The sequence below is a fragment of the Streptomyces vietnamensis genome (assembly GCF_000830005.1).
Classification (GTDB): domain Bacteria; phylum Actinomycetota; class Actinomycetes; order Streptomycetales; family Streptomycetaceae; genus Streptomyces; species Streptomyces vietnamensis.
The window spans coordinates 1,892,399-1,914,964 of sequence record NZ_CP010407.1; the positions used below are offsets into that span (position 1 = coordinate 1,892,399).

The following is a 22,566-nucleotide window of genomic DNA, read 5'->3' on the forward strand; positions in this document are numbered from 1 at the left end:
GGAGAAGGGTGGGGCGGCGGGAGGTGCGGCGCGGGTCAGGCGCTCAGCGGAGCGGGGAGCCGACACTCCCGGTCGTGCAGGAAGGCGAGGGCGGTCCGCGCGGTGACGTCGTTCTGCCCGAAGGCGACCCCGCCGGTACGGGGCCGGGTGAAGGCGCTGCCGGTGCGGGCGGTGGTGTGCGGGCCGAGGGCGAAGCGGCGCGGGTGCGGGCGGCCGTCGTGCTCCAGGATCCGGCCGTCGACGGGGTCGACGACGAGGAGGCCGCCGGCGGTGGCGCGGGTCCCCTCCTCGTACAGGGCGCGGAGGAGCGGGCTGCCGCTGAGCTCCAGGGTGGGGTCGGGGATCCGGGCCTCGACGAGGGCACGGGCCTCGGTCCACTCCCCCGGCAGGGCGGCGGATCCGGCGCGGAAGAGACCGCGGTCCTCATCGGCCTCGACGGTGACCTGGGGGCCGAGGAAGCGGACGACGCCGGCGCGGGAGAGCGCGAGGAGCTGCCGCAGCCGGGGTCCTGGCGGTCCGGAGGCGAGGTAGCTGAAGAAGCCGTGCCACCAGCCGCCGGGGTCGAGGCGCTTGCCGAGCCGCAGGAGCTGGCCGTAGACGGAGAGCAGGCCGGCGAAGACGGCGGCGTCGGAGCTGTGGGCGGGGTCGTGGCGGCGGGTCACGTCCTGGGTGATGTAGTCGCGCAGGCCCTCCTGGAGGGCTTCGGCGGAGTCGTAGCGGATGCCGTCGAGGGGGTGGTCGAGGGCGTCGAGGTCGAGCCGGTCGGCGGGGTCGGGGACGGCGGCGGCGACGAGCGCGGCGAGCTCGGCCCCGCGGGGCGGCGCCTCCTCGTAGGCCTTCTCGAAGTCGCTCCAGGCGAGCGCGGTCCGCTCGGGGTGGGTGGAGAAGAGCCGGTGGTAGTGGGCCCAGCCGAGTTCCTTGTCGATGAGCGGCCACACATCACGACGGAAGTCGATCGATCCGGTGCGCCGGAGCAGGGCGTCGGTCTGCTCGGTGCCGAAGAAGCGGGGCAGCGGGGGCCGTTCGCCGTCGAGGACGTAGCCGATCTTCGAGTGGTACGGGACGCCCCGGCGTGATCCGACGTGCAGGACCGGCTCCTTGCCGGAGGGCACGTAGACGAGTTCGTCGCCCTCGCCCTCGTACCGTCCGCCGCGGCCCTCGGTGAGCAGCACCATCAGGTCGACGAAGGCGAGGCCGAAGCCGCGGACGAGGACGGGTTCGCCTGCGGGGAGGGCGGTGAGGTCGGTGTCGGCGGTGAAGTCGGGCGGGAGGTGGACGAGACCGTGGCGCTCGGCGAAGCCGGCGAGTCGCCGCTGCTCCGGGTCGGGTTCGGCGTCGAGGTGGCCGACGGTGAGGACGACGAGGTCGGCGAGGAGGGGCACGGCGCTGCCCTCCAGCCAGACCCGCTGGCGTCCGTCGCGGGGCCCGCTGATCCGCAGGGCGGTGGTGCGGTGCTCGTGGACGGTGACGGTGGCGGGCAGGGCGGTGCGGGCCCGCTCGTACACCCAGCGCAGATAGGCGCCCTGCTGGGGGCGGGTGGGGAAGGTGCGGCCGTCGATGCCGGCCCATTCGGCGAGGGTGGGTCCGGGGCGGACGGGTCCTTCGAGGTCCACGCTCTCGTCGGTGAACATCGTGACGTCCTCGGCCTGGGAGTTCATCCAGAGCAGCGGGGACTGCGCGGTGCGCCAGATCCGGCCGGGTCCCGGCGGGTGCGGGTCGACGAGGTGGACGTCGAGGGGCTCGTCGCCGTACAGCTCGGGCAGGTTGGCGGCGAGCCGTTCGAGGAAGCCGGTCCCCCGCGGCCCGGCGCCCACGATCACGAGGGAGGGGCTCGTGCTCATCGGGCACCGGCCGTTCCGCGGGCGTAGTGCCGCTCGACGTAGTACTGGCCGACGGAGAGGACCGAGGTGACGGCGACGTACCAGAGCGTGGCGACGAGCAGCAGCGGGATGACCTCGTACGTGCGGTGGTAGACGAGCTGGGTCGAGTAGAGCAGGTCCTGCACGGCGATGACGGAGACGATCGAGGTGCCCTTGAGGGTGCCGATCAGCATGTTCCCGGCGGGCGGGACGATGGCGCGCATGGCCTGCGGCAGCACGATCCGGGTGAGCCGGCACCACCGGCCGAGGCCGAGGGACTGGGCGGCCTCGATCTGGCCCCGGTCGACGGAGAGGATGCCGCCGCGGACGACCTCGGCGGCGTAGGCGGCCTCGTGCAGGGTGAGGCCGATGACGGCGACGGCGACGGGGCCGAGGAGGTTGACCGTGTTCACGCCGAGGATCTGCGGGTAGAGCACGCCGATGTTGAACCAGAAGAGCAGCTGGACCAGGATCGGGGTGGACCTGAAGAACCAGACGTAACCCCAACTCACCGCGCGGAGCACGGGGTTGGCGGAGAGCCTGAGGACGGCGAGCAGGGTGCCGAGGACGAAGCCGAGGACCATGACGAGGCCGGTCAGCCACAGGGTGAGGCCGAGGCCGCGCAGGACGGACGCGGAGGTGAAGTACTCGGCGACGACGTCCCACTGGAAGGCCTTGTTGCGGACGACCGAGACGAGGGCGAGCGCGAGCAGGACGAGGACGGCTCCGGCGGCGGTCCACTGGCCGGTGCGGCGGGTGGGGACGATGCGCGGGGGCGGTTCGGCCGGCGGGGCCGTGGAGGGGGTCTTGACGAGGGTCGCGGACATGCGAGGGCTCCGTGGATGCCAGAGGGCGGATCGAACACGGGATGCGCCTTCACACGCGCTGAGCCGCGGATCCGGGCCCCTCAGCCCGATCCGCCCTTCGAGGCTATGCGGTCAACACGGCCCGCTGTCAAGGGTGTCCGCACTGTGAGCCGTACGTCTCATCGTGGTTGACGCGGGAACGGATGCCTGTTCAACTGTGGCCATGCATCCGCAGCAGCTGGTCACGCGCTCCCACATCGACTTCGGTCGCGTGTGGTCCTCTTCCTGTTGAGCCGACCCTCTGCTTCTCCCTGCCCGCGTGCTGTTTTCCGCGGCGCCTTCACACCCAGGCCCTTGCTGAGCGCCTGAGCTCTCCCCTCCCCTCGCCTGCCCTTTTCCTCCTCCTTCGCCCTGAAGGCCCGCCATGACCTTCGCGTTGTCCGTGCACCGGACCACGACCACCGATCCCCTGGCCCGCCCGCTCCTCGACGAGCTGGCGTACGAGTACACGACCCGGTACGGCTCCGCGCACGATCTGAGCCGCTACCCGGCGGCGGAGTTCGCCCCTCCGCACGGCGCCTTCCTGCTCCTCCTGGAGCAGGGCCGGCCCGTGGCGGGCGGCGCCTACCGCCGCTACGACGAGAACACCGCCGAACTGAAACGGATCTGGACGCACTCGGCGCACCGCAGGCGCGGTCTCGCCCGCCGCGTCCTCACCGTGCTCGAACGGGAGGCCGCCGCCCGCGGCTACTCCCGCATCTACCTCACGACGGGGCCGCGCCAGCCGGAGGCCAAGGGCCTCTACCTGGCGAGCGGCTACCGCCCGCTCTTCGACGTGTCCGCCGATCCCGAATCGATCGGCCCGCTGCCGTTCGAGAAATTCCTGGAGAACCCGAAGCCATGAGTACGCGCACGAGTTCCGGCACCGCACGCACCGCCTTCGCCTTCGCCCTGATCACCGCGGCCGCGCTCGGCCTCACCGCCTGCTCGGGCGGCGAGCCCGCGACCGCCCCGGCCGGGGCCTCGGGAGCGCCCGGCGCGGCGAAGGGCGCGCTCCCGACCGAGGACGTGGCGGCGGCGGTGAAGAAGAACGAGGCGGCGGCGAAGCTGCTGCCCGCCGACGTGCGGCAGCGCGGCAGCCTGCGGATCGCCTCCGCGGTGGGGACCCCGCCCAGCTCGGCGTACCTGCCCGACGGCAGGACCGTCGTGGGGGTGGACGCCGACTTCTCGGCCGCCGTGGCGAAGGCCCTCGGCCTGGAGCTGAAGCGCGAGGTGGTGGGCTTCGAGGCGATCCTGCCGGCGCTCGGCAGCGGCAAGTACGACGTCGGCACGGGCAACTTCGGGGTGACCGAGGAGCGGCGGAAGACCATCGACTTCGTCACGTACGTCAACGACGGCCAGGGCTTCGCCACCCGCGCCGACTCCCCGCTGAAGGCCGTCACCGACCTCACCCAGCTGTGCGGCCTGAAGGTCGCGACGGGCGCCGGCACCACCTTCGAACGGACCCTGGAGCAGAACAAGGGCCGGTGCGCCGAGGCCGGGAAGCCGCCGTACGAGGTGAACGTCTTCAGCGAGACGGGGGCGGTCTGGATGGCGCTCCAGCAGGGTCGCAGCGATGTCGTGATGAGCACCATCAACGGCGTGCGGTACGCGGTGACGCAGCAGAAGAACGTGAAGTTCCTGAACGAGTACCGGCGCCTCGACGTCGGCTTCGCCTTCAAGAAGGGCACCCCGCTCGCGCCGGCCTTCCAGGCGGCGGTGAACGGCCTGAAGGCCGACGGGACGTACGACCGGATCCTGAAGAAGTGGGGGGTGACGGCCTCGGGCATCGAGGAGTCGCGGATCTCCCCGCCGGAGATCCCCGCGCCGAAGAAGTGACGGTACGGGGGCTCCGGCGGGGGTTGCCGACGGAGCGTCAGCAGCCGTCGCAGGGACAGCAGCAGCAGTCGCAGTCACAGCCGCCGCAGTCGCAACCGCTGCAGCCGCCGTCCCCGCAGTCGCAGTCGTAGCAGCACCCCTCGCGCTTCTTGCGGGACCAGGGGCCCTCGTACTTCTTGGCGCAGCAGATCTGGCAGGTGCAGAAGAGCCAAGTGAACATGGCGCACCCGGCGAGGAAGCCGCGCGGCTTGGGGGCCTGGGGCGCACCGCCGCCGAACTGCGGCGGCAGGCCGCCGGGGCCCATCGGGCCGCCCGCGCCCCCGCCGTAGGGGTTCCCGCCGCCCCCGTAGGGGTCGTACGGGCCGGCGCCCCCGTTCGCGTACGGATTGCCGGGCACCGGCCCCTGGCCCGCCCCCGGCGCCCCGTGCGAGCAGCTCGTCGTGCCGAAGGCGCGGTCGACCGAGGTGCGCAGCTCGTGGGCGAGGAGGACGTGGGCGAGCTTGCCGTCGGCGAACTCGGCGTCCTTGAGGGCGAGGCGGATGCCGTGGAGGGCGTCGTCGGCGAGCCGGCGGGCCTCCTCGCGGGAGGTGCCGGTGGCGGTGAGCGGGTTCCACGCTCCGGTCTCGGCGTCGGCGGCCTGGTCCTCGACGGCGTCGAGGAGGTGGGCGAGGCGGCCGAAGAGACGGCCCGCCTCGGCGAGCGGCGCCGCGTTCCCGGGGCGGCCGGCGAGGACGGCGGTGTGCGCGAAGGCGGCCGCGGTCGCCGTCTCGGTCGGCTCGGTGACGGTGAGCAGGGAGGTGCCGGATCCCGCGAGGGCCTCGATGCCGGTCTGGCGGTCGACGGCGTCGACGAGGACGGCGGTGTCGAAGCCGAGGTCCCTGCCCGTCCTGGCCCCGGCCCTGTCCCAGGAGCGGGCGACGCGGCGGGCCGCGGCGGCGACCGGCCGGCGGGCCAACAGGCCGTCCCGGTCGGCGACGTGGTCCCGTACCTTCGCGGAGGCGAGGACGAGCGAGACGGCGGCGGCGAGCCTGGCTCCCTCGCCGCGGGCGACGGGGGCGGTCCGCATGGCGCGCAGCGCGCAGGGCCCGGCGGTGCGGCGGCCGGCCTCGGTCACGCCGGTCTGAGCCTCCGTCAGGACCGAGACGATGAGGCCGTCGTAGTTGGTGACGACGCGGGCGAACTGGCCGTGGTCGGCGCGGAGAGCGAGGCAGAGGCCGCAGAGGTGGGCCATCCACTCGGTCTTGAGGCCGTCGGTGAGGCGGTGGGTGCAGGGTCTGACGATTCCGAACAAGGACTCCCCCGTGAGTCGTGGGCTGTGGCGGGCGAAGGTCCGCCGAGCGGCCCCGCGGCATCGTAGCGAGTGGGTCCGTTCACCCGTACGCGCCCATCGTCACCCTTGTAGCCCGACTTTCATATTTTCAGCTGCATGGCCCTCCGTCAGGGCCCGCATACCGCAAGTTTCCTGACGAATCGCCAGGAAACGCCCCTCACGTTCTGCACCAGTACCGTCACGAATCCCCTGCGCGGCGCCTATCCACTTGGCGCGCGATCCGCATCATGGACGACGATAGGGATTGCGGAACCACAAGTGACCGCGCTGAAAGGAGGCGTCCATGGGATCGGTGCGCAAGGCGAGTGCCTGGCTGGGACTCGTCGAGGACAACGACGAGCGTTACTACGACGACGAGTACGCCGACGGTGCCGAGGGCGGCGACGCCTGGGTGACGGACCCCCGGGTCCGGGTGGCCACGGACACCGCCGAGGAGCGGGGCCGCCGGATCGCCACCGTCTCCCCCGACGGCTTCCGGGACGCCCGGGGCATCGGCGAGCTCTTCCGGGAGGGGGTCCCGGTGATCGTGAACCTGACCGCGATGGAGCCGAACGACGCCAAGCGCGTCGTCGACTTCGCCGCCGGTCTCGCCTTCGGTCTGCGCGGCTCGATCGAGCGCGTGGCGACGCGGGTCTTCCTGCTGACCCCCGCCGACACCCAGATCGTCAGCGGCGAGACGGGCCGACGTCAGCAGGACGGTTTCTTCAACCAGAGCTGAGCGGGTCCGCCGGCCGGTCCTGGCACCTCCCGACGGGGTCGGGTCAGTGCGCCGGACGCCCCGAGCCGGCGGGCTCGATCGCTTCCCGCGTCGCGGGCACCCGAGGCCCGGCCGCCCCCGGGGAACCGGGACGCTCCGCGGCACCGTGCCCCTCCGAGGCGCCGGGCAGCTCCGCAGGAGCTGTGGGTGCCGTTTCCGGCGACCCCGCCGACCCGGCCGGCTCCGCCGCGTCCCGGTCCGGGCCCTCCGGGGCCGGACGCGCCCTCCGGGCCTCCCGCGCGTCGAAGGCCGCCTCCGGATCCACCGGGCATTCCATGATCTCCGGCAGTCGCCGGGCCATCAGCGCGCCCACGAGCAGCAGTCCGGCGCTCACGCAGAGCGTGACGTGCAGACCGGTCACGAAGGAGTGCCGGGCGGCCTGGTGCAGGGCCTCTCCCGCCGTGCCGCCGAGCTGATCGGCGACCTTGTACGCCTCGCCGAGCGAGTTCGCGGCGGCCCGGCTCGCCTCCGCGGGCACCCCGGGCACCGAGGCGAGCCCGGGGGCGTACGCCGCGTTCATCACGCTGCCGAGCAGCGCGATGCCCATGCCCGCGCCGAGCTGGTACGAGGTCTCGCCGATCGCGGCCGCGCCGCCCGCGCTGTGCTGCGGCGCCTCGCTGAGCATCGACTCGTACGCCGAGAAGAGCGTGGTCTGCAGGCCGAAGCCGAGCAGCACGAAGCCCACCGTGAGCAGCAGCGGCCGGTCGTGCTGTCCCATGAGGGTCAGCAGCAGCACCGCGGCGGCGGTGAGGACGAAGCCCCAGCCGACCATCCGGCGCGGCCCGACCCTGCGCAGGGTGTACGAGCCGGTGGCGCCGGCGGCCATGGCGGCGAAGGTCAGCGGGAGGAGCCGGAGCCCGGTCTCCAGGGGGCTGAGGCCGAGGACGAGCTGGAGGTACTGGACGGCGATGAGCTCCAGGCCGACCAGGGCCAGCATGCCGATGACGATGCAGCCGACCGAGGTGGTGAAGGCGGCCCGGGAGAAGAGCCGCAGGTCGATCAGCGGGTGCGGGCGCCGCTTCTGCCGCCGTACGAAGAGGACGAGGAGCGCCGCGCCGAGCAGGAGCGGCCCGGCGGTCGGAAGGGCGAGCAGCGGGTCGCCGGCCCCGGCGCGCTTGACGCCGAGGACGCAGCCGAGCACCCCGGCCGCGGCCATGAGCGCGCCGAGCACGTCCCAGGGGCCGTCGGCGGCGCCCTTGGACTCGGGGAGGAGGCGGCGGCCGAGCGGCAGGATCAGCGCCATCAGCGGAATGTTGATGAGGAAGACGGAGCCCCACCAGTAGTTCTCGACGAGGAAGCCGCCGAGCACGGGCCCCGTGGCGGCGCCGATCGCGGCGGTGGCGGTCCAGACGCCGATCGCGGTGGCGCGCTCCCGCCGGTCGGGGAAGACCGTCCGGAGGATGGAGAGCGTGGCGGGCATGATCATGGCGCCGCCGACGCCGAGCAGCGCACGGGCCCCGATGAGGACCGCGGGCTCGGTGGCGAGCGCGGCGACCGCCGAGGCGATGCCGAAGAGCGCGTAGCCGAGGAGGAGGATCCTGCGTCTGCCGACCCGGTCGCCGAGGGTGCCGAAGAGGATCAGGAGCGACGCGCAGACCAGGGGGTAGGCGTCGACGATCCAGAGCAGCGCGGTGGAGCTGGGGCGCAGGTCCTCGGTGAGCGAGGGGACGGCGACGTGGAGGATGGTCGCGTCGAGGGCGACCAGGAGCAGGCTGACGCAGAGGACGACGAGGACGACCCAGCGGTTGGCGCCGCCGTCGACGGCGGAACGCGTTCGCCCTTGGGCAGTGTTCGTCCTCGACATGTACGTACCTCCCGGTGAAGCTCTCGCGCTCGGTGGGCTGTGACCAGGGCGTATGCCCCTGGGGCGGCCCGGCATCGACGGGCGAGTGAGTCGTCAGCGTACGCGAGTTCAAGGCCCGAGCGCGTGGCGCAGCTCTCACCTCGACGGGGCTCGCGGTGTGGCGTACGCCACTCGGTGCGGACCGCGCGCCGCATGGAATTCCGCACGGACGTCTGTTTGGGGAAATTCCCGGGCGTTCAAACACCCTTCCGGAATCGCCCCCGCGGCAATAGGGGCGAAGGTCATCGGATTTCCCGACGGACGCCTGGAATAGACCACTCGATGAGACCCACTCCACATCACACGATCATCACGAAGGGAGCGGAACGACCGGGTCTGCTTCTCACTCCCTGTAACGTCGATTGGGTGCGTACCGACATCTTTGCCCGGCTGGACCGGGAGCCGGAACCGCCGAAGATAGAGGTCCCGCGGATGACCCGCACGCGTCTCGCCCTCTTCGGCGGGACGTCGGCGTTCTATCTCGCCATCGTCGTGGCCGTCCTGCTGTCGACGTGGCTGGTGACCCTCGACTGGAAGATCATGCTCTTCCGGCCGTACCAGCAGTGGCCCGAGATCCACGGCTTCCTCGACTACTACGTCGTCCTCGGCCAGCGCGGCCCCACGGCCGTCATGGTGGCCGCCTGGCTGGGCTGGCGCTCCTGGCGCCAGCACACCCTGCGCCCCCTGCTGTGCCTCGGTGCCGCCCTCCTGCTGCTGAACGTCTCGGTGGGCGCGGTCAAGATCGGGCTCGGCCGCCTCGGCCCCCACTACGCGACCCAGGTCGGCTCCGCCGAGCTCTTCGGAGGCGGCGACATATTCCCCTCGGGGCACACCGCCAACGCGGTCGTGACCTGGGGCATCCTGGCCTATCTGGCGACCACCCCGAGGGCCCGGCGCTATCTGTCGGCCCTCTCCGCGGTGGTCGCGCTCGGCGTCGGCCTCACCACCGTCTACCTGGGCACGCACTGGCTGAGCGACGTGCTGCTCGGCTGGGCCGCCGGGCTGCTCGTCCTGCTCGCGCTGCCCTGGTGCGAGCCGGTGCTTGCCGTGGCGGAGGCCAGGATCCTCGCCGCGCGCGACCGGGTGCGGGAGCGGCTGCGGGACCGTCGCCGGCTCGTGCCCTCGCTGCCCGTGGCCTCGGGAGGGCCGCGTCCGGTCCGGGAGCCGGTCCGCGAGCCCGTGCGGGAGCCCGTGGGGGTGGCCGGCGCCCGGCGCGCCCCCGCGACCCGCGGCTGACACGTACGCGAAAGGGCCCCGGCCATCCCGGCCGGGGCCCTTTCGCATGCGGTCCGGTCGGCTCCTCAGCCGAGCCAGCAGCGGGTGACGGTGCCGTCCTCGACCTCGAAGTTGATGCGCCCGGCCAGGTACTCCATGGTGATGATCGAGCCGGGCGGCAGGGACCGGACGGCGCGCCAGCCGCGGGTCCTGGCGAGCTGCTCGGCTCCTTCGGCGTCGAGGCCCACATAGGACTCGGGGGCGTCGCGGGGCGGTTCGGGAGTGCGCGAAGTGGGTGACATGAACCTCACGTTAGTCCCTCGGCGGTCACGCTTGTGTCACAAGTTCTCGACATATGTTTGCCCTGCTCACAACCGTTCGCGAGGCGGGTTTCCGGCCGTTTCTCCAGCAATTCCGAACGGCACCCGGCAGTTCGCACGAAGGGCTCGGAAGGGCGGCTGAGGCTCTTTCAATTCCCCTCTTCCCGCAGGCCGTCCCGAATTGTGTCGGCGACTCGCACCCGAGGCGCACACTCTTCCCTTACACAATGCTTACGCTGTCCGAACGCCCGGAGACGCGGAGCCGGGACGACGGCGAGGCGGAGGAAGCGATGGGCAACGGGACAGCGACCGCGACCGCCGAATCGGCCCGGCAACGGCACGGACGCATCCTGATCGACTGGGTCACCACGACCGACCACAAGAAGATCGGCCATCTCTATCTGGCCACCTCGTTCGTCTTCTTCCTGATCGCCGGGCTCATGGCGATGCTGATGCGGGCCGAGCTGGCCCGCCCGGGACTCCAGCTCGTCACGAACCAGGAGTTCAACCAGGCCTTCACCCTGCACGGCACGATCATGCTGCTGCTCTTCGCCACGCCCACCTTCGCCGGCTTCGCGAACGAGCTGGTGCCGCTGCAGATCGGCTCGCCCGACGTCGCCTTCCCGCGGCTCAACATGTTCTCGTACTGGCTGTTCCTCTTCGGCGGCCTGATGGTCCTCGGCTCGCTGCTCACGCCCACCGGCCCGCCCGCCTTCGGCTGGACCGCCTACGCCCCGCTCAACAGCCTGGAGCGCTCGCCGGGCATCGGCGCCGACCTGTGGATCGTGGGGCTCGCGTTCTCCGGCTTCGGCACCATCCTGGCCTCGGTGAACTTCCTCGCCACCATCATCGGGATGCGGGCGCCCGGCATGACCATGTTCCGGATGCCGATCTTCACCTGGAACGTCCTCTTCAACACGATCCTGGTGCTCGTCGCCTTCCCGGTGCTCGCGGCGGCGCTGCTCGTCCTGGAGGCCGACCGGCGTCTCGGCGCCGTCGTCTTCCAGCCCGAGAACGGCGGGGCGCTGCTCTGGCAGCACCTCTTCTGGTTCTTCGGCCACCCCGAGGTCTACATCATCGCGCTGCCGTTCTTCGGGATCATCAGCGAGATCATCCCGGTCTTCGCCCGCAAGCCGATCTTCGGCTACGCGACGCTCATCGCCGCCACCATGACGATCACCGGCCTCTCGGTGGTGGTCTGGGCCCACCACATGTTCGTGACGGGCGCGGTGCTGCTGCCGTTCTTCTCGATGCTCTCGTTCCTCATCGCGGTGCCCACCGGGGTGAAGTTCTTCAACTGGACCGGGACGATGCTGCGGGGCTCGCTCTCCTTCGAGACCCCGATGCTCTGGTCCGTCGGCTTCCTGGTGTCCTTCCTCTTCGGCGGGCTCACCGGCGTCATCCTCGCCTCGCCGCCGATGGACTTCCACGTCACCGACTCGTACTTCGTGGTCGCCCACTTCCACTACACGGTCTTCGGCACGGTCGTCTTCGCGACCTTCGCGGGCTTCTACTTCTGGTGGCCCAAGTTCACCGGCCGGATGCTCGACGAGCGGCTCGGGAAGATCCACTTCTGGACCCTCTTCGTCGGCTTCCACACCACCTTCCTGGTGCAGCACTGGCTGGGCGCGGAAGGCATGCCCCGCCGGTACGCCGACTACCTGTGGGCCGACGGCTTCACGGCACTGAACACCGTCTCCTCCATCGGCGCCTTCCTGCTCGGCGCGTCCACCCTCCCCTTCCTCTACAACGTCTGGCGGACCTGGCGGTACGGGGAGAAGGTCGACGTCGACGACCCCTGGGGCTTCGGGCGCTCCCTGGAATGGGCGACCTCCTGCCCGCCGCCCCGGCACAACTTCCTGTCCGTGCCCCTGATCCGCTCCGAGTCGCCCGCCTTCGACCTCCACCACCCCGAGTTCGCCGCGTACGAGCGGATGCGGATCAGCCCTCCGACCGGTCGAGAGACCGGGACAAGCGGTCCCTGAGCTCCCGCACCGCCCCCACGAGCTCCGGCGGCTCGACCACCTCGAAGTCGAAGCCCATGAACATCACGTGAAACACCATCACGTCCAGGCTGCGCGCCCCCGTCCGCAGCAGACAGGCGTTCTCGCCGTCCGCCGTCAGGACCCCGTCCAGCGGACCGACGACGGCGGCCGCCTCGGCGAGCGGGACGAAGAGCCGGACCGTCGCCTCCGTCGCATAGGCCGTACCGGACACGCCCTTCGCCACATAGGCGGCCAGGTCGTCGGCGGGCGGCTCGCGGGGCGGGAAGCGGGGGCCGTGCGGGGGCTTCGGCTCGATGCGGTCGACCCGGAACGTCCGCCAGTCGTCCCGGTCCAGGTCCCAGGCGACGAGATACCAGCGCCGCTCGGTGCAGACGAGCCGATGCGGTTCCACGCTCCGGCGGGTCGCGGTGCCGCCGTGGTCGCGGTAGGCGAAACGGAGCCGCTCACTGTCCCGGCAGGCGTTGGCCAACTCGGTGAGGACCGCGGGGTCGACGCGATCCCTGGGGGTACGCAGCAGGGGCACCGTGAAGGCGTTGAGCGCCCCGATCCGGCGCCGGAGCCGGCCCGGCAGCACCTGCTCCAGCTTCGCCAGGGCGCGTACGGAGCTCTCGCCGATCCCCTCCACCCCCTGCCCGGCGGCGGACCGCAGCCCCACCGCGACCGCGACGGCCTCCTCGTCGTCGAGGAGCAGCGGCGGCAGCTCGGCCCCGGCCCCGAGCTGGTACCCACCGCCCGTGCCGGGACTGGCGTGCACGGGGTAACCGAGCTCCCGCAGCCGGTCGACGTCCCGGCGCACGGTCCTCGGGGTCACCCCGAGCCGCTCGGCGAGATCGGCACCGGACCACTCGCGATGGGCCTGAAGCAACGAAAGCAGCCGCAACAGCCGCGCGGAGGTCTCCAACATGCCCCGAGTCTGCCAGCGCCCCGCCCACCCCGTCGCGGGCGGCACCCGTCCGGGGCGGTGCGCCCCGCCGCCCCCCGTTGTGGGCAATCGTTCCGCTGGGGCGGAACGGGTGGGCACAACGGACCCGCGCCCCGCCGGCGCCAGAGGCTCCCGCGCCCCGACCCGCACCACGGGGTGCGCCGCGCGGTCGGTGCGGGTCCAGGCGCGGAACGCCTAGGCCCGGCTGGGGGCACCGTCCCGTGTGCCCACCCGTCCCGCCCCAGCGGGACGATTGCCCACACGGGGGGCGGCGAAGGGCACCGCCCAGCCCGGGCGCAGGCACACGGCAGCGGAGCGACGCCCAGCCGGGCGCGGGTCACACGGGCGCGGGCGCAGCCCGCGCGGGCGGGGGCGAGGCCCCAGGCGGGGGCGAGGCCCCAGGCGGGCGCGGGGCCCCGGGCGGGGGGCGACGCCCAAGCGGGTGCAAGCCCCGTGGGTGGGTGTGTCAGCGCGCCGCGCCCCCCGTCAGCGGAGGCGGCGGACGAGGCGGCCCGCTCTCGCCTTCTCGGCGTAGACCGCGTCGATCACCCGGCCCACCGCCCGGTGAAGCCGGGCCCGCCCGGGAGCGTGCACCCGCCGCCCCGCGCCCCCCGCGACCAGCTCCGACCACAGCGCCTCGTGTCGCGCGGCGATCCGTGACGGGTCGAAGCGTTCGGAGGCGGTGAGGGCCGCGCGCCCGGCCTTGGCGCGGAGTTCCTCGGACTCGACGTACGCGCGCAGGGCCGCCGCGACGGCCGCCACGTCGTCGACCGGTACGAGCCGCCCGTCGACCCCGTCCTCGATGATCTCGCGCGGCCCGTGGGGGCAGTCGGTGGAGACCACCGGCAGTCCGCACCGCATCGCCTCGACGATGGTCATGCCGAAGGACTCCCGCTGCGAGGTCACCGCGGCGATCGAGCCCTTGGCCCACTCGGGTTCCATCGGGGTGACGGTCCCCATGAGGAAGACCTGCTCGCCGAGCCCGAGGTCCTTGATCTGCCGGGTCAGCGCGCCCTTGAGGTCCTGGACGGCGTCGCCGGAGCCGTAGATCCGCAGCTTCCAGTCGGGATGGTCGGCGGCCACGGACGCGAAGGCGTCGATCAGCACGTCGTACCGCTTGACCCGGGTGAGCCGGCCCGCCGCGACGACGGTCCTCGCCGCGGGGTCGGCGGGCGGCACGGCGGGCGCGGGCACGCTGTTGGGCACGGCCTCGATCCGTACGCCGGGCAGGCGGAGCTTCCGGTAGGCGCGGGCGTCGGCCTCGGTGACCGTGGTGACGGCGTCGAGGAGCGCGTACTCGTGGCCGATGTCGCGGCGCAGCCGGTAGCTGTGGCCGTCGAGGATCAGGTGCTCCTGGCCGACGAGGACCGGCCCCCTCCGGGCCTGCCGGGCGAGCTGCACGTTGAGTCCGGGGCGGGTGGCGACGAGGACGTCGGCCTCCACCCCGCGGAGGTACTCCCCGATCCGGGCGTCGGTGAGCGCGCTGTACTGCTTCCAGCGGCCGTCGCCCCGCGGGAAGACCTCGGCGGGGCGGTGGAAGTCGGGGTGGTCGCCGTCGTATCCGGGGCTGTCCTTGCGCAGGTCGACGAGGTGGCGCAGGGTCACCCCCGCCGGCAGGCCGAGGCGTGGACGGTCACGGTGGCGGAACACCGAGACGATCTCGACCTCGTGGCGTTCCGCCAGTTCCTCGGCGAGCGTGAACGTGGTCCGGATCGTGCCGCCGTAGTGGTAGCCGTTGTGGAGCAGAAAGGAGATACGCATCGCGCTGCCGGTTCCCCCCGGTCAGTCAGTCATTCATTCGGTCGGTCGGTGCTCGACTGTACTGCCGATGCAGAGGCGCTCGTTCACGGGCGGTAGCCGAGCTGGGGGACGGTCGCGCAGTTCTTCGCCATGTCGCCCTGGCTCACCCAGCCCCGCCCGTCCTCCCAACGGGCCACGGACAGACAGGTGTTCCGGGTCGCGGGCGGCCGCGCCAGGTGCTCGAACCGTACGGGGAGGAGGAGCCCGCGCGCGGTGTACGGCTCCGGACGGTTCATGTACTCCTCGACGCAGCTCCGGGTGAGCGCGCCCCGGGCGAGGCAGGAGCGGGCCGCGTCGGTGAACCACATCGCCGCCGCCCATCCTTCCAACTGCCATTGCGACAGGGCCCGGCCGCCCATCGCCGTACGGAACTCGCGGACCGCCGGCTGCCCGGTGTCCTCGTAGTTCCGGCTGGAGCCCGTCACCCACAGCGAGGCCCGACAGCCGGGGGCGCGGGCGTAGTCGCGGGAGACGGCCGAGGACCAGTTCTGCACGTTGGTCACCTTGGCGTCGACCCGGACCCCGAGCGTCTCCATCGCCTCGCACAGGCGCACGTTGCCGTGGGTGTCCATCGCGTCGAAGACGAGGTCGACGTGTTCGGCCCGCAGGTCGGCGGCGACCGCGCGGAAGTTGGGCAGGGCGAAGTCGACCTGTTCCTCGACGACCCGGTAGCCCTCGGTGCGGAGGCCGCGGGCGACGAGCCGGGCGTAGGCGGCGGAGGCGGCCTGGTTGTAGGAGACGACGGCGGCGGTCCGCGCGCCGAGCTTCTCGCGGAACCAGTGGTAGACCTCGGTCCCGCCGTACAGTGTGCCGCCCCAGCCGGGTGCGCGGCCGGTGCGCGGGGCGGAGCTGCCGTAGATGCCGTAGAGGTGCGGATAGGTGTCGTAGGCGGGGGTGAGGGGCTGGCCGCCGATGTCGGGGACTCCGGCCCGGGCGACGAGGGGTGCGCCCGCGTAGTTCAGGGCGGTGGTGGCCACGAGGGCGAAGACGCCGCGTTCGTCGATCAGCCGGTGCACGCACGCGTTGTTGCCGACGCCGCTGCCGCCGTCGTCGCAGGTCTCGACCTCGATCCGGCGTCCGTCGAGGCCACCGCGCGCGTTGAGGGCGTCGAACCAGGCGCGGGCTCCGTCGCGCGGGCCGGTGAAGGTCTCTCCGCCGACCGGGCTGGTGGTGCTGGTGATGATCCCGACGCGGAGCGGCTCACCGCCGGAGGGGTTGACGGTGGGCCGCGTTTCGAAGGCGCGTTCCGGGAGCCGGCTGCCGCATCCCGTGAGGAGGGCGAGCAGCACGGCCAGGAGCAGCGCCGTGACCGTCTCAGCAGCCCTGGACGGTGACACCGCTCAGCTCGACCAGCCCGCACAGGGTCTTCACGGAGACCTTCCAGGTGCCGTTCTGGAGGATGGAGGTGCCCTTGGAGCCGGGCAGGGCAGGGGACCCGCCGACCAGCAGGTCGTAGGTGACGTTCGCGCCGGTGGCCGAGGTGAACTCGATGCCGGTGACCTTCGCAGAGGTCATGGCCGCGTTCTTGTCGCCGGCGAAGGCGCCGAGCACCGGCCGCATCTGCTCCCCGTTCTCCAGGAGCTTCACCTTCTCGGCGACGGGGGTCTTCGGGTCGAAGAACGCCGTCCAGTTCTTGGTGATCTGGGCCTTGGCGGCGACCGGATCGGTGGGGGCGGTCACCGGCGGGGAGGAGGAGGCCGTGCCGCCGGTCTTCCCGCCGTTGTCGTCGGAGCAGCTCGCAAGGGCGGGCGCCAGGGCGAGGACGGCGACGGCCCCGAGGACCGCGAGACGGGAGCGTCCACCGCGTCGTTCGACGAGCATCTGCCTCACCACCGGGTGTCCCGCGCGTCCAGAGCCAGCCCGGAGCGGCTGGTGTTACCAGGGTGGGACGGATCGGGGCATAGTGCAAGGAAAGAGACAACAAGGGGAGGGGACGAGGGAGGCCTGCGTGCCGACATCGCGGTTCCTGCTGTGGAGCGGTCTCGCGGCGGCCGCCGGGGGCGCGGTGCTCTGTGCGCTCGGCTGGTACGGGATCTCCGGCGAGCGCTTCGCGGAGCGCCAGCTGCCCTATCTGGCCTCGTGCACGGTGCCGGGAGCCGCGCTGCTCGTGGCGGGCGCGGTCCTGGTCGGGGCGGCGGCGCTGCTTCCCGTACGCCCTCCGGAACCGCGCCGCCCCGCCGACGCGGAGGAGCCTCCCCCGCCCTCCTCGGAAGGCCCCCTCCTGCGGGTCCCGGGCGGGACCCTGGCGCACCGCCCGGACTGTCCGCTGGTGGCGGGCAAGGAGGAGGCCGTGGAGGCGGGGGACGCGGAGCTCGCGCCCTGCCCGGTGTGTGAGCCGTGGCCTCCCTGACGTACGAACTGACCCTCGCCGGCCTCGCGGTCGGCAGTGCCGCCGCGCTCACCGGCATCGGACTGGTCGTCACCTACCGGGCGACGGGCGTGCTGAACCTGGCGCACGGGGCCGTCGCCATGGTCTGCGCGTACGTGCTCCGCCAGCTGGTGGTCGGCTGGGGCTGGCCGCTGCCCCTGGGCGCCCTGGTCACGCTGCTGCTGATCGCCCCCGGCATCGGACTGGCCCTCGACCGGGGCGTCTTCCGCCCCTTGGCGCTGCGCGGCTCGAACCCGGCGCAGACCCTGGTGGCGACGATCGGCGTCTTCGTCCTCCTGGTGGGCGGGGCGGTGCTGCTGTGGGGCCCGGGGGCGCGGGACGACGCGCCGGTGCTCCTCGGCGACGATCCGTGGGCACAGCTCGCGGCGGTGATCGCGCTCGCCTGCCTGGTGGGGGCGGTGACCCGGTGGACACGGTTCGGCCGGGAGCTGAGGGCGGTCGTGGACAACCGCCCGCTCGCCGTCCTGGCGGGGATCGACGCGGACCGGGTCGCGGCGGCGGGCTGGGCGTTCGGCTCGTTCACGGCCGGGCTCACGGGCGTGCTGCTCGCCCCGTACGTACGGCTCGACCCGTACGGGATGCCGCTGCTCGTGGTGGAGGTCATCGCGGTCGCCGTGATCGCGAGGATGAGGTCGCTGCCGATCGCGGTGGGTGCGGCACTCGCGATCGGGGTGGCCCAGGCGCAGCTGACCCGGCTGCACCCGGAGGGCTGGGCGGGACCGCTGCTGCAGGCCGTCGGGGCGAACCTGTTCGTGGTGGCGCTCCTGGTGGCGGCGCTGGTCCTGCCGGGGGTGGGCGGCAAGGGCCGGGACGCCCTGCCGCCGCCGACACGCGCCACGAGGGTGCCCACGGCCCTGTGGCTGGTCGTAGGCGTCCTGCTCCTCCTCCCCCTGGGCCTCGCGGGCTCCGACCTGCACACGGCGGTCCAGGTCCCGGCGCTCGCCGTGATCCTGCTGTCCCTCGTCGTGGTGGCGGGCCGGGGCGGCCAGATCGCGCTGGGCCAGGCGGCGTACGCGGGCCTGGGCGCCCTGTTCACGGCGCTGCTCGCGGCGGCCGGGGTCCCCACGCTCCCGGCCCTCGGCCTCGCGGTGCCGATGGTGGCGGCCACGGGCCTGGTGACGGGCCGGCCGGCGATCCGGCGGCACGGCCTGGCGCTCGCCCTGGCGACCCTCGCCGTGGGGGTGGCGGTGAGCCGCTTCGTCCTCACCCAGCCGTACGCGACGGCGGGCGTGGCCCTGGGCCGTCCGGCGGGCTTCTCCGACGACCGCGCCTACTACGCCCTGGAGCTGGTCGTCCTGGCCGGCTGCCTCGCCCTGGTGGCGGCCCTCCGCCGGGGCCGCACGGGCCGCGCGCTCGCCGCCCTGCGGGACCACGAACCGGGCGCCGAGGCGGCGGGCGTCCCGGTGCCGCGCCTCAAGCTCCTCGCCTTCGTCCTGGGCGCGGCCCTGGCGGCCCTCGGCGGCGGGCTCCTCGGCATGGGCCTGCGCGCCTTCGACCCGGAGCAGTACGACCCGGTCCGCGGCCTGCTCTGGTTCGCGGCGGTCCTGGTCCTGGGCGCGGACAGCCTCCTCACCCCCCTGGCCGCCGCGGCCCTCCTGACCACCCTGGACGCGGGCCCCCAGGCGGGCACGGCAGCGGCCCTGATCGGCCTCCTGGCAACCCTGACGGGCCGGATCCCCCCACTGACGAACCTCCTGCCGCCGAGCGGCCGAACCACCACGACGACCACCGGGGGCGAAGCGGGGGCCGCCGCCACCCGAGGCGCGGCGACCGCAGAAGCCGGGGGCGTCCCCTCGCACGCCCCACCGGCCGAGGCCGGTCCGGCCGAAGGCCGACTGCACGCCCACGGCCCGCCGGCCGCCGACGGCGCGAAACCCCTCACAGGAAGACCCGCACCCCTCTCGACCACCCGCACGGGCGGCGCGGGTGGGAACCCCAGTCCGGCCGAAGGCCGGACGCACCCCCACGGCCCGCCGCCCGCCGTCGGCGCCCGGCCGCCGACGGCAGGACCCGCACCCGGCACGGGACCCGCACCGCCCCGCACGGGCCTGTACGCGCACGACCTCACCCTCACCTACCCCGGCGGGGTCACCGCCCTCTCGCACGTCACGCTCGGCCTCGCCCCCGCCCGCGTCACCGCCCTCGTCGGTCCCAACGGCGCCGGCAAGAGCACCCTCTTCGACTGTCTCGCCGGGACCCTCCGCCCCCGCCGCGGTCAGGGCCGGATCACGCTCGACGGCGCCGACATCACCTCCCGGCCCGCCCATGCCCGGACACGCCTCGGCATCGCCCGGACCTTCCAGCAGCTCGCCGTCTTCCCGTCGCTCACCGTCGAGGAGAACGTCCGCCTCGGCGAGGAGCAGGGCGGCGGACGGGGCGACCCGGCCGCCGTGGAGCGGAGCCTGCGGCTGCTCGGGCTCGCCGGGCCCGTACGGCACCGGGCGGCGGCGGACCTGCCCACCGGGACCCTGCGCCGGGTGGAGCTGGCCCGCGCGCTGGCGGGGCGCCCGCACACGCTCCTGCTCGACGAACCGGCCGCAGGGCTCGACGCCGCCGAGACCGCCGCGCTCGCAAGGATCCTGGCGGCCCTCGCGGCGGACGGCCTGACCGTCCTGGTCGTCGAGCACGACCCCGACCTCGTGGCCGGGATCGCGCACACGGTGCACACCATGGAGGGAGGACGGATCCTGTCGTGAGCGTCGAGATCGCCCTGCGCGCCACCCGGGTCCGCTACGGCCCCCTGGAGGCCCTGCACGGCCTCGACCTGCCCGTGCCGGCCGGGACGGTGACCGTTCTCCTGGGCCGCAACGGCGCGGGCCGGACGACCGCCCTGCGCGCCCTCGCCGGCACGGTGGGCCTGTCGGCGGGCCGGGTCGAGTGGCGCGGGACCGACGTGACGCGACTGTCGGCGCACGCGCGGGCGCGCCGCGGGCTGTGCTTCGTACCGGATCTGCGGGCGGTGTACGCGGGCCTCACCGTCGCCGAGAACCTCGCGCTCGCCGCGCCCGGGGCCGACGCGACCGAGGCCACCGCCCCGTACCCGGAACTGGTCCCCCTCCTGCCCCGGACCGCCGGGACCCTGTCCGGCGGGGAGCGCCGGATGCTGGCGGTCTCCCGCGCGCTCCTGGCGCCACGCGCGCGCGTGGTGCTCGTCGACGAGCCCTCGCTCGGCATGGCCCCGCCGGTCGCGGCCCGTACGTACCGGATGCTCGCGGCACTGGCCGTGGAACGCGGGGCGGCCGTGGTCCTGGCCGAGCAGCGCGTACCGGACGGGCTGCCGCCCGGCACGCTCGTGCACGAACTGCGGCGCGGCTCCCGCGCGTCGAGCGGGGAGCCGGCCGAGTACCGCTGACCCCTAACCGATCCGCAGCATGGCGCCGACGGCGATCCGGTTCGGGTCGGCCCCGATGACGCTCCGGTTCGCCGCGTACAGCGCCTGCCAGCCGCCCTTGACGCCGAAGCGGCGGGCGATCGAGCCGAGCGTGTCGCCGGCCTGGACGGTGTGGACGCGCCCGTACAGGCCGTACCGCTTGGAGCAGACGGGCCAGGCCCCCCATCCCTGGGTGCGCAGCACCTCCTCGGCGACGGTGATCTGCTGCGGCCGGGTCGCCAGGTCTGCGCGCCGGGCGTACTTCAGGCCGCCGTGCTCGACCCAGGTGGGGTGCCAGAACTGGAGCCCGCCGTAGAAGCCGTTGCCGGTGTTGGTGCGCCAGTTTCCGCTGCTCTCGCAGTCGGCGACGCATCCCCACGGCCACTGGTCCTGCGCGCAGGCGTACGAGGGCAGGGAAGCGGCCCGGGCGGGCGTCGGGGTCAGGGTCAGGAGCGCGGCCGCGGACGCCGCCACGAGGGAACCCACGAGGGAACCGGCCGTACACCATCGGATCTTCGACATCGGGGAAGGCTAGGCAGCCCCCCGGCGCCCCCGGCCCGTGCCGCGCGGAACAGTGTTCACATCCCACCCGGTCGGAGTCACGCCCCGGGACGGCCCCGGACGACTCCGGACGGCCCCGGCCGCACGGGCCGGTGGCAAGTTGCCTCGCTTCCACGCGTGACCCCGGCCGAGGCTGACCCGTTGAACTCGGCATGAGGCGCCCGGGAACGGCCCGGCGTCCCCCCGTACCGAGTCCAGGGAGCCCCCCGTGCCGCGCATGCTCGACGTCAGCGAGGACGTACGCGCCGAGATCGGCGACGAAGAAGCGGACCGGCTGCTCGCCGGCGACAACGCCCCGGGCAGCTACGACTGCACCTCCTGCCGCACGCCCGGGGACTCCGAGCAGGAGCGCACCAGCACGGTGCTGTTCGTCGGCGAGGAGACCGCGGTCCTCGCGTTCGCCCACGCCAGCTGCATCCCCTCGCAGGTCGTCCGGGTCGAGGAGGCGCAGCTCCAGGGCGCCGTCGCCTCCATCACGGCCTCCGACGCCGCCGACGCGCTCTCCGCCTCCCACCCCGAGCAGGCGGTGCTCGGGGTCACCAGCGGTCTCGTCCTGATCGACGGCGAGCTGCACCCGGCGCTCGTCGTGGAGCCGACGGCCCCGGTGGCCCGTCCGGGTTCGGACGGCCTCACCGACGAGTTCCTGCCGCTCCTGGCCGAGCAGGGCTTCCAGCCGGTCATGGATCTGGGCGAGAAGCCGGGGATGCTGCCGGGCTGGTCGGTCCTGGTCGCCATGGGCCAGCTGCACTCCGTGCTCCAGCCGGGTCCCGGCGGTGCCGGTCAGACCGCCTGGTGGCAGGCGCACCAGCCGCTCCAGGTCACCGAGGGCTGGCGGGCGGCGGCCAACAAGTCGCACACGGTCCTGGTCTTCGCCGCCCCGGTGGGCTCGATCGGCCAGCAGCCCCGCGAGGACCTGCTGCGCGACGCCCTGGAGAAGGCCGCGGCGAACGGCCGTCTGGTGGCCGCCGCGATGCCGCTGGCCGGCACCTGATGGAGGACCGCCGGCCCGGCATAGGGTGGGCGCGCGTCCCGGGGGCGGGAGCGGGTGTGCCGACCGTGCCGCGTCCCCGGGGCGCTCCCCTTTCGGAGAGCCGCCCGCATCCGACGGGCGGCGGTGTCGTTGGCACCTACGTGCACCCATACGACCCCTTCCTCCAGCCCTGTCCGAGCCAGATCCCCTCGATGCGCCCCGCGCAGGACGTCGCGGCGGGCCCTTCGCCCACGCCGATCTACGACGCCCTGTACTCGGAGTACCGCAGGTCCTTCCGTACGCTGCCGGGCGACCGCAGCGGCGAGGAGGAGCTGGGCTTCCGGGCCTTCGGCACGGTCCTGAGCACGGGCGTGTACGGACAGGGGCACCGGCACGCGGCGGCGTACCCGTCGGCGTGGTCGGCGCAGCAGCACCCACAGCCCCGGGCGGCGCTGCCACCGGGGCCTCGCAGAGGCCTCTAGGAATCCGGGAAGCACGGCGGAGGGCCGGGACTCGAATCGAGCCCCGGCCCTCCGCCGT

At 73.5% G+C, this 22,566-nt stretch carries 20 protein-coding genes; 10 read left to right on the forward strand and 10 right to left on the reverse strand.

The window, feature by feature from the left end:
- Positions 1-35: 35 nt before the first annotated feature.
- Positions 36-1,841 carry an FAD/NAD(P)-binding protein gene (locus SVTN_RS08295; RefSeq protein WP_041128484.1) on the reverse strand — a complete coding sequence of 602 codons (1,806 nt, stop codon included), beginning with the start codon at positions 1,839-1,841 and terminating at the stop codon, positions 36-38.
- Positions 1,838-2,686 carry an amino acid ABC transporter permease gene (locus SVTN_RS08300; RefSeq protein WP_041128485.1) on the reverse strand — a complete coding sequence of 283 codons (849 nt, stop codon included), beginning with the start codon at positions 2,684-2,686 and terminating at the stop codon, positions 1,838-1,840. The genes SVTN_RS08295 and SVTN_RS08300 overlap by 4 nt, the downstream gene beginning before the upstream one ends.
- 403 nt (positions 2,687-3,089) lie before the next feature.
- Here SVTN_RS08300 and SVTN_RS08305 point away from each other — a divergent pair, with 403 nt between their 5' ends.
- Together SVTN_RS08305 and SVTN_RS08310 are read left to right on the forward strand one after the other, a co-directional pair.
- On the forward strand, positions 3,090-3,569 hold the full coding sequence (locus tag SVTN_RS08305) for a GNAT family N-acetyltransferase (protein WP_041128486.1): 480 nt from the start codon (positions 3,090-3,092) through the stop codon (positions 3,567-3,569).
- Positions 3,566-4,543 (forward strand): ABC transporter substrate-binding protein, encoded by a 978-nt coding sequence (locus tag SVTN_RS08310; RefSeq protein ID WP_041128487.1) that lies wholly within the window; start codon positions 3,566-3,568, stop codon positions 4,541-4,543. Before SVTN_RS08305 ends, SVTN_RS08310 begins: the two co-directional genes overlap by 4 nt.
- Positions 4,544-4,580: 37 nt before the next feature.
- Here SVTN_RS08310 and SVTN_RS08315 read toward each other — a convergent pair whose 3' ends face one another.
- Positions 4,581-5,834, reverse strand: coding sequence for a DUF5685 family protein (locus SVTN_RS08315; protein WP_052499022.1), 1,254 nt, complete (start codon positions 5,832-5,834; stop codon positions 4,581-4,583).
- A 322-nt stretch (positions 5,835-6,156) separates the two neighbouring features.
- Here SVTN_RS08315 and SVTN_RS08320 point away from each other — a divergent pair, with 322 nt between their 5' ends.
- Positions 6,157-6,591, forward strand: coding sequence for a cell division protein SepF (locus SVTN_RS08320; RefSeq protein WP_041128488.1), 435 nt, complete (start codon positions 6,157-6,159; stop codon positions 6,589-6,591).
- Between the two features lie 43 nt (positions 6,592-6,634).
- Here the strand turns inward: SVTN_RS08320 and SVTN_RS08325 are convergent, their stop codons facing one another.
- A complete protein-coding gene (locus tag SVTN_RS08325) occupies positions 6,635-8,434 on the reverse strand; it encodes an MFS transporter (RefSeq protein WP_041128489.1) in 1,800 nt (599 codons plus the stop codon).
- Positions 8,435-8,839: 405 nt separating this feature from the next.
- Between SVTN_RS08325 and SVTN_RS08330 the strand changes: the two genes are divergently transcribed.
- The gene (locus SVTN_RS08330) at positions 8,840-9,709 is read left to right on the forward strand and encodes a phosphatase PAP2 family protein (protein WP_041128490.1); all 870 of its coding nucleotides are present in this window, start codon (positions 8,840-8,842) and stop codon (positions 9,707-9,709) included.
- A gap of 65 nt (positions 9,710-9,774) precedes the next feature.
- Here the strand turns inward: SVTN_RS08330 and SVTN_RS08335 are convergent, their stop codons facing one another.
- On the reverse strand, positions 9,775-9,990 hold the full coding sequence (locus SVTN_RS08335; protein WP_041128491.1) for an I78 family peptidase inhibitor: 216 nt from the start codon (positions 9,988-9,990) through the stop codon (positions 9,775-9,777).
- 308 nt (positions 9,991-10,298) lie between these two features.
- On the opposite strand from SVTN_RS08335, the gene ctaD reads away from it, so the two are divergent.
- Positions 10,299-11,993 (forward strand): aa3-type cytochrome oxidase subunit I, encoded by a 1,695-nt coding sequence (gene ctaD / locus SVTN_RS08340; protein ID WP_041128492.1) that lies wholly within the window; start codon positions 10,299-10,301, stop codon positions 11,991-11,993.
- On the opposite strand, the gene SVTN_RS08345 is transcribed toward ctaD, so the two are convergent.
- From SVTN_RS08345 to SVTN_RS08360, 4 genes are all read right to left on the reverse strand, one after another.
- A complete protein-coding gene (locus SVTN_RS08345) occupies positions 11,950-12,918 on the reverse strand; it encodes a helix-turn-helix transcriptional regulator (RefSeq protein WP_041128493.1) in 969 nt (322 codons plus the stop codon). The two genes, ctaD and SVTN_RS08345, sit on opposite strands and share 44 nt — an antisense overlap.
- Before the next feature lie 504 nt (positions 12,919-13,422).
- Positions 13,423-14,697: a glycosyltransferase gene (locus SVTN_RS08350; RefSeq protein ID WP_041128494.1), complete on the reverse strand. Its 1,275-nt coding sequence runs from the start codon at positions 14,695-14,697 to the stop codon at positions 13,423-13,425.
- Positions 14,698-14,780: 83 nt separating this feature from the next.
- Positions 14,781-16,073 (reverse strand): ABC transporter substrate-binding protein, encoded by a 1,293-nt coding sequence (locus SVTN_RS08355; RefSeq protein ID WP_041128495.1) that lies wholly within the window; start codon positions 16,071-16,073, stop codon positions 14,781-14,783.
- Positions 16,051-16,557, reverse strand: a complete 507-nt coding sequence (locus SVTN_RS08360) for an MTB12 C-terminal domain-containing protein (protein WP_052499023.1) — start codon at positions 16,555-16,557, stop codon at positions 16,051-16,053. Before SVTN_RS08360 ends, SVTN_RS08355 begins: the two co-directional genes overlap by 23 nt.
- 127 nt (positions 16,558-16,684) lie before the next feature.
- Here SVTN_RS08360 and SVTN_RS08365 point away from each other — a divergent pair, with 127 nt between their 5' ends.
- Genes SVTN_RS08365 through SVTN_RS08375 form a run of 3 tightly spaced genes read left to right on the forward strand, consistent with a single transcriptional unit; the run spans position 16,685 to position 20,477 of the window.
- Positions 16,685-17,086 (forward strand): hypothetical protein, encoded by a 402-nt coding sequence (locus tag SVTN_RS08365; RefSeq protein WP_041128497.1) that lies wholly within the window; start codon positions 16,685-16,687, stop codon positions 17,084-17,086.
- Positions 17,074-19,821, forward strand: a complete 2,748-nt coding sequence (locus SVTN_RS08370) for an ABC transporter permease subunit (RefSeq protein WP_041128498.1) — start codon at positions 17,074-17,076, stop codon at positions 19,819-19,821. The genes SVTN_RS08365 and SVTN_RS08370 overlap by 13 nt, the downstream gene beginning before the upstream one ends.
- Entirely contained in the window at positions 19,818-20,477 is a 660-nt protein-coding gene (locus SVTN_RS08375) for an ATP-binding cassette domain-containing protein (RefSeq protein ID WP_041128499.1), read from the forward strand. The genes SVTN_RS08370 and SVTN_RS08375 overlap by 4 nt, the downstream gene beginning before the upstream one ends.
- Positions 20,478-20,480: 3 nt before the next feature.
- Here the strand turns inward: SVTN_RS08375 and SVTN_RS08380 are convergent, their stop codons facing one another.
- Positions 20,481-21,017, reverse strand: coding sequence for a LysM peptidoglycan-binding domain-containing protein (locus SVTN_RS08380; protein WP_041128500.1), 537 nt, complete (start codon positions 21,015-21,017; stop codon positions 20,481-20,483).
- Positions 21,018-21,264: 247 nt separating this feature from the next.
- On the opposite strand from SVTN_RS08380, the gene SVTN_RS08385 reads away from it, so the two are divergent.
- Together SVTN_RS08385 and SVTN_RS46570 are read left to right on the forward strand one after the other, a co-directional pair.
- On the forward strand, positions 21,265-22,047 hold the full coding sequence (locus tag SVTN_RS08385) for a hypothetical protein (protein WP_041128501.1): 783 nt from the start codon (positions 21,265-21,267) through the stop codon (positions 22,045-22,047).
- A gap of 191 nt (positions 22,048-22,238) precedes the next feature.
- On the forward strand, positions 22,239-22,508 hold the full coding sequence (locus SVTN_RS46570) for a hypothetical protein (RefSeq protein ID WP_159026431.1): 270 nt from the start codon (positions 22,239-22,241) through the stop codon (positions 22,506-22,508).
- Positions 22,509-22,566: the final 58 nt, after the last annotated feature.

What these genes read in the sequence shown, in the direction of transcription:
- SVTN_RS08335 (WP_041128491.1), bottom strand. Translation starts at nt 9,990, where the DNA reads ATGTCACCCACTTCGCGCACTCCCGAACCGCCCCGCGACGCCCCCGAG.
- ctaD (WP_041128492.1), top strand. Translation starts at nt 10,299, where the DNA reads ATGGGCAACGGGACAGCGACCGCGACCGCCGAATCGGCCCGGCAACGG.
- SVTN_RS08305 (WP_041128486.1), top strand. Translation starts at nt 3,090, where the DNA reads ATGACCTTCGCGTTGTCCGTGCACCGGACCACGACCACCGATCCCCTG.
- SVTN_RS08345 (WP_041128493.1), bottom strand. Translation starts at nt 12,918, where the DNA reads ATGTTGGAGACCTCCGCGCGGCTGTTGCGGCTGCTTTCGTTGCTTCAG.
- SVTN_RS08320 (WP_041128488.1), top strand. Translation starts at nt 6,157, where the DNA reads ATGGGATCGGTGCGCAAGGCGAGTGCCTGGCTGGGACTCGTCGAGGAC.
- SVTN_RS08380 (WP_041128500.1), bottom strand. Translation starts at nt 21,017, where the DNA reads ATGTCGAAGATCCGATGGTGTACGGCCGGTTCCCTCGTGGGTTCCCTC.
- SVTN_RS08295 (WP_041128484.1), bottom strand. Translation starts at nt 1,841, where the DNA reads ATGAGCACGAGCCCCTCCCTCGTGATCGTGGGCGCCGGGCCGCGGGGG.
- SVTN_RS46570 (WP_159026431.1), top strand. Translation starts at nt 22,239, where the DNA reads ATGCGCCCCGCGCAGGACGTCGCGGCGGGCCCTTCGCCCACGCCGATC.
- SVTN_RS08300 (WP_041128485.1), bottom strand. Translation starts at nt 2,686, where the DNA reads ATGTCCGCGACCCTCGTCAAGACCCCCTCCACGGCCCCGCCGGCCGAA.
- SVTN_RS08325 (WP_041128489.1), bottom strand. Translation starts at nt 8,434, where the DNA reads ATGTCGAGGACGAACACTGCCCAAGGGCGAACGCGTTCCGCCGTCGAC.
- SVTN_RS08310 (WP_041128487.1), top strand. Translation starts at nt 3,566, where the DNA reads ATGAGTACGCGCACGAGTTCCGGCACCGCACGCACCGCCTTCGCCTTC.
- SVTN_RS08350 (WP_041128494.1), bottom strand. Translation starts at nt 14,697, where the DNA reads ATGCGTATCTCCTTTCTGCTCCACAACGGCTACCACTACGGCGGCACG.
- SVTN_RS08360 (WP_052499023.1), bottom strand. Translation starts at nt 16,557, where the DNA reads ATGCTCGTCGAACGACGCGGTGGACGCTCCCGTCTCGCGGTCCTCGGG.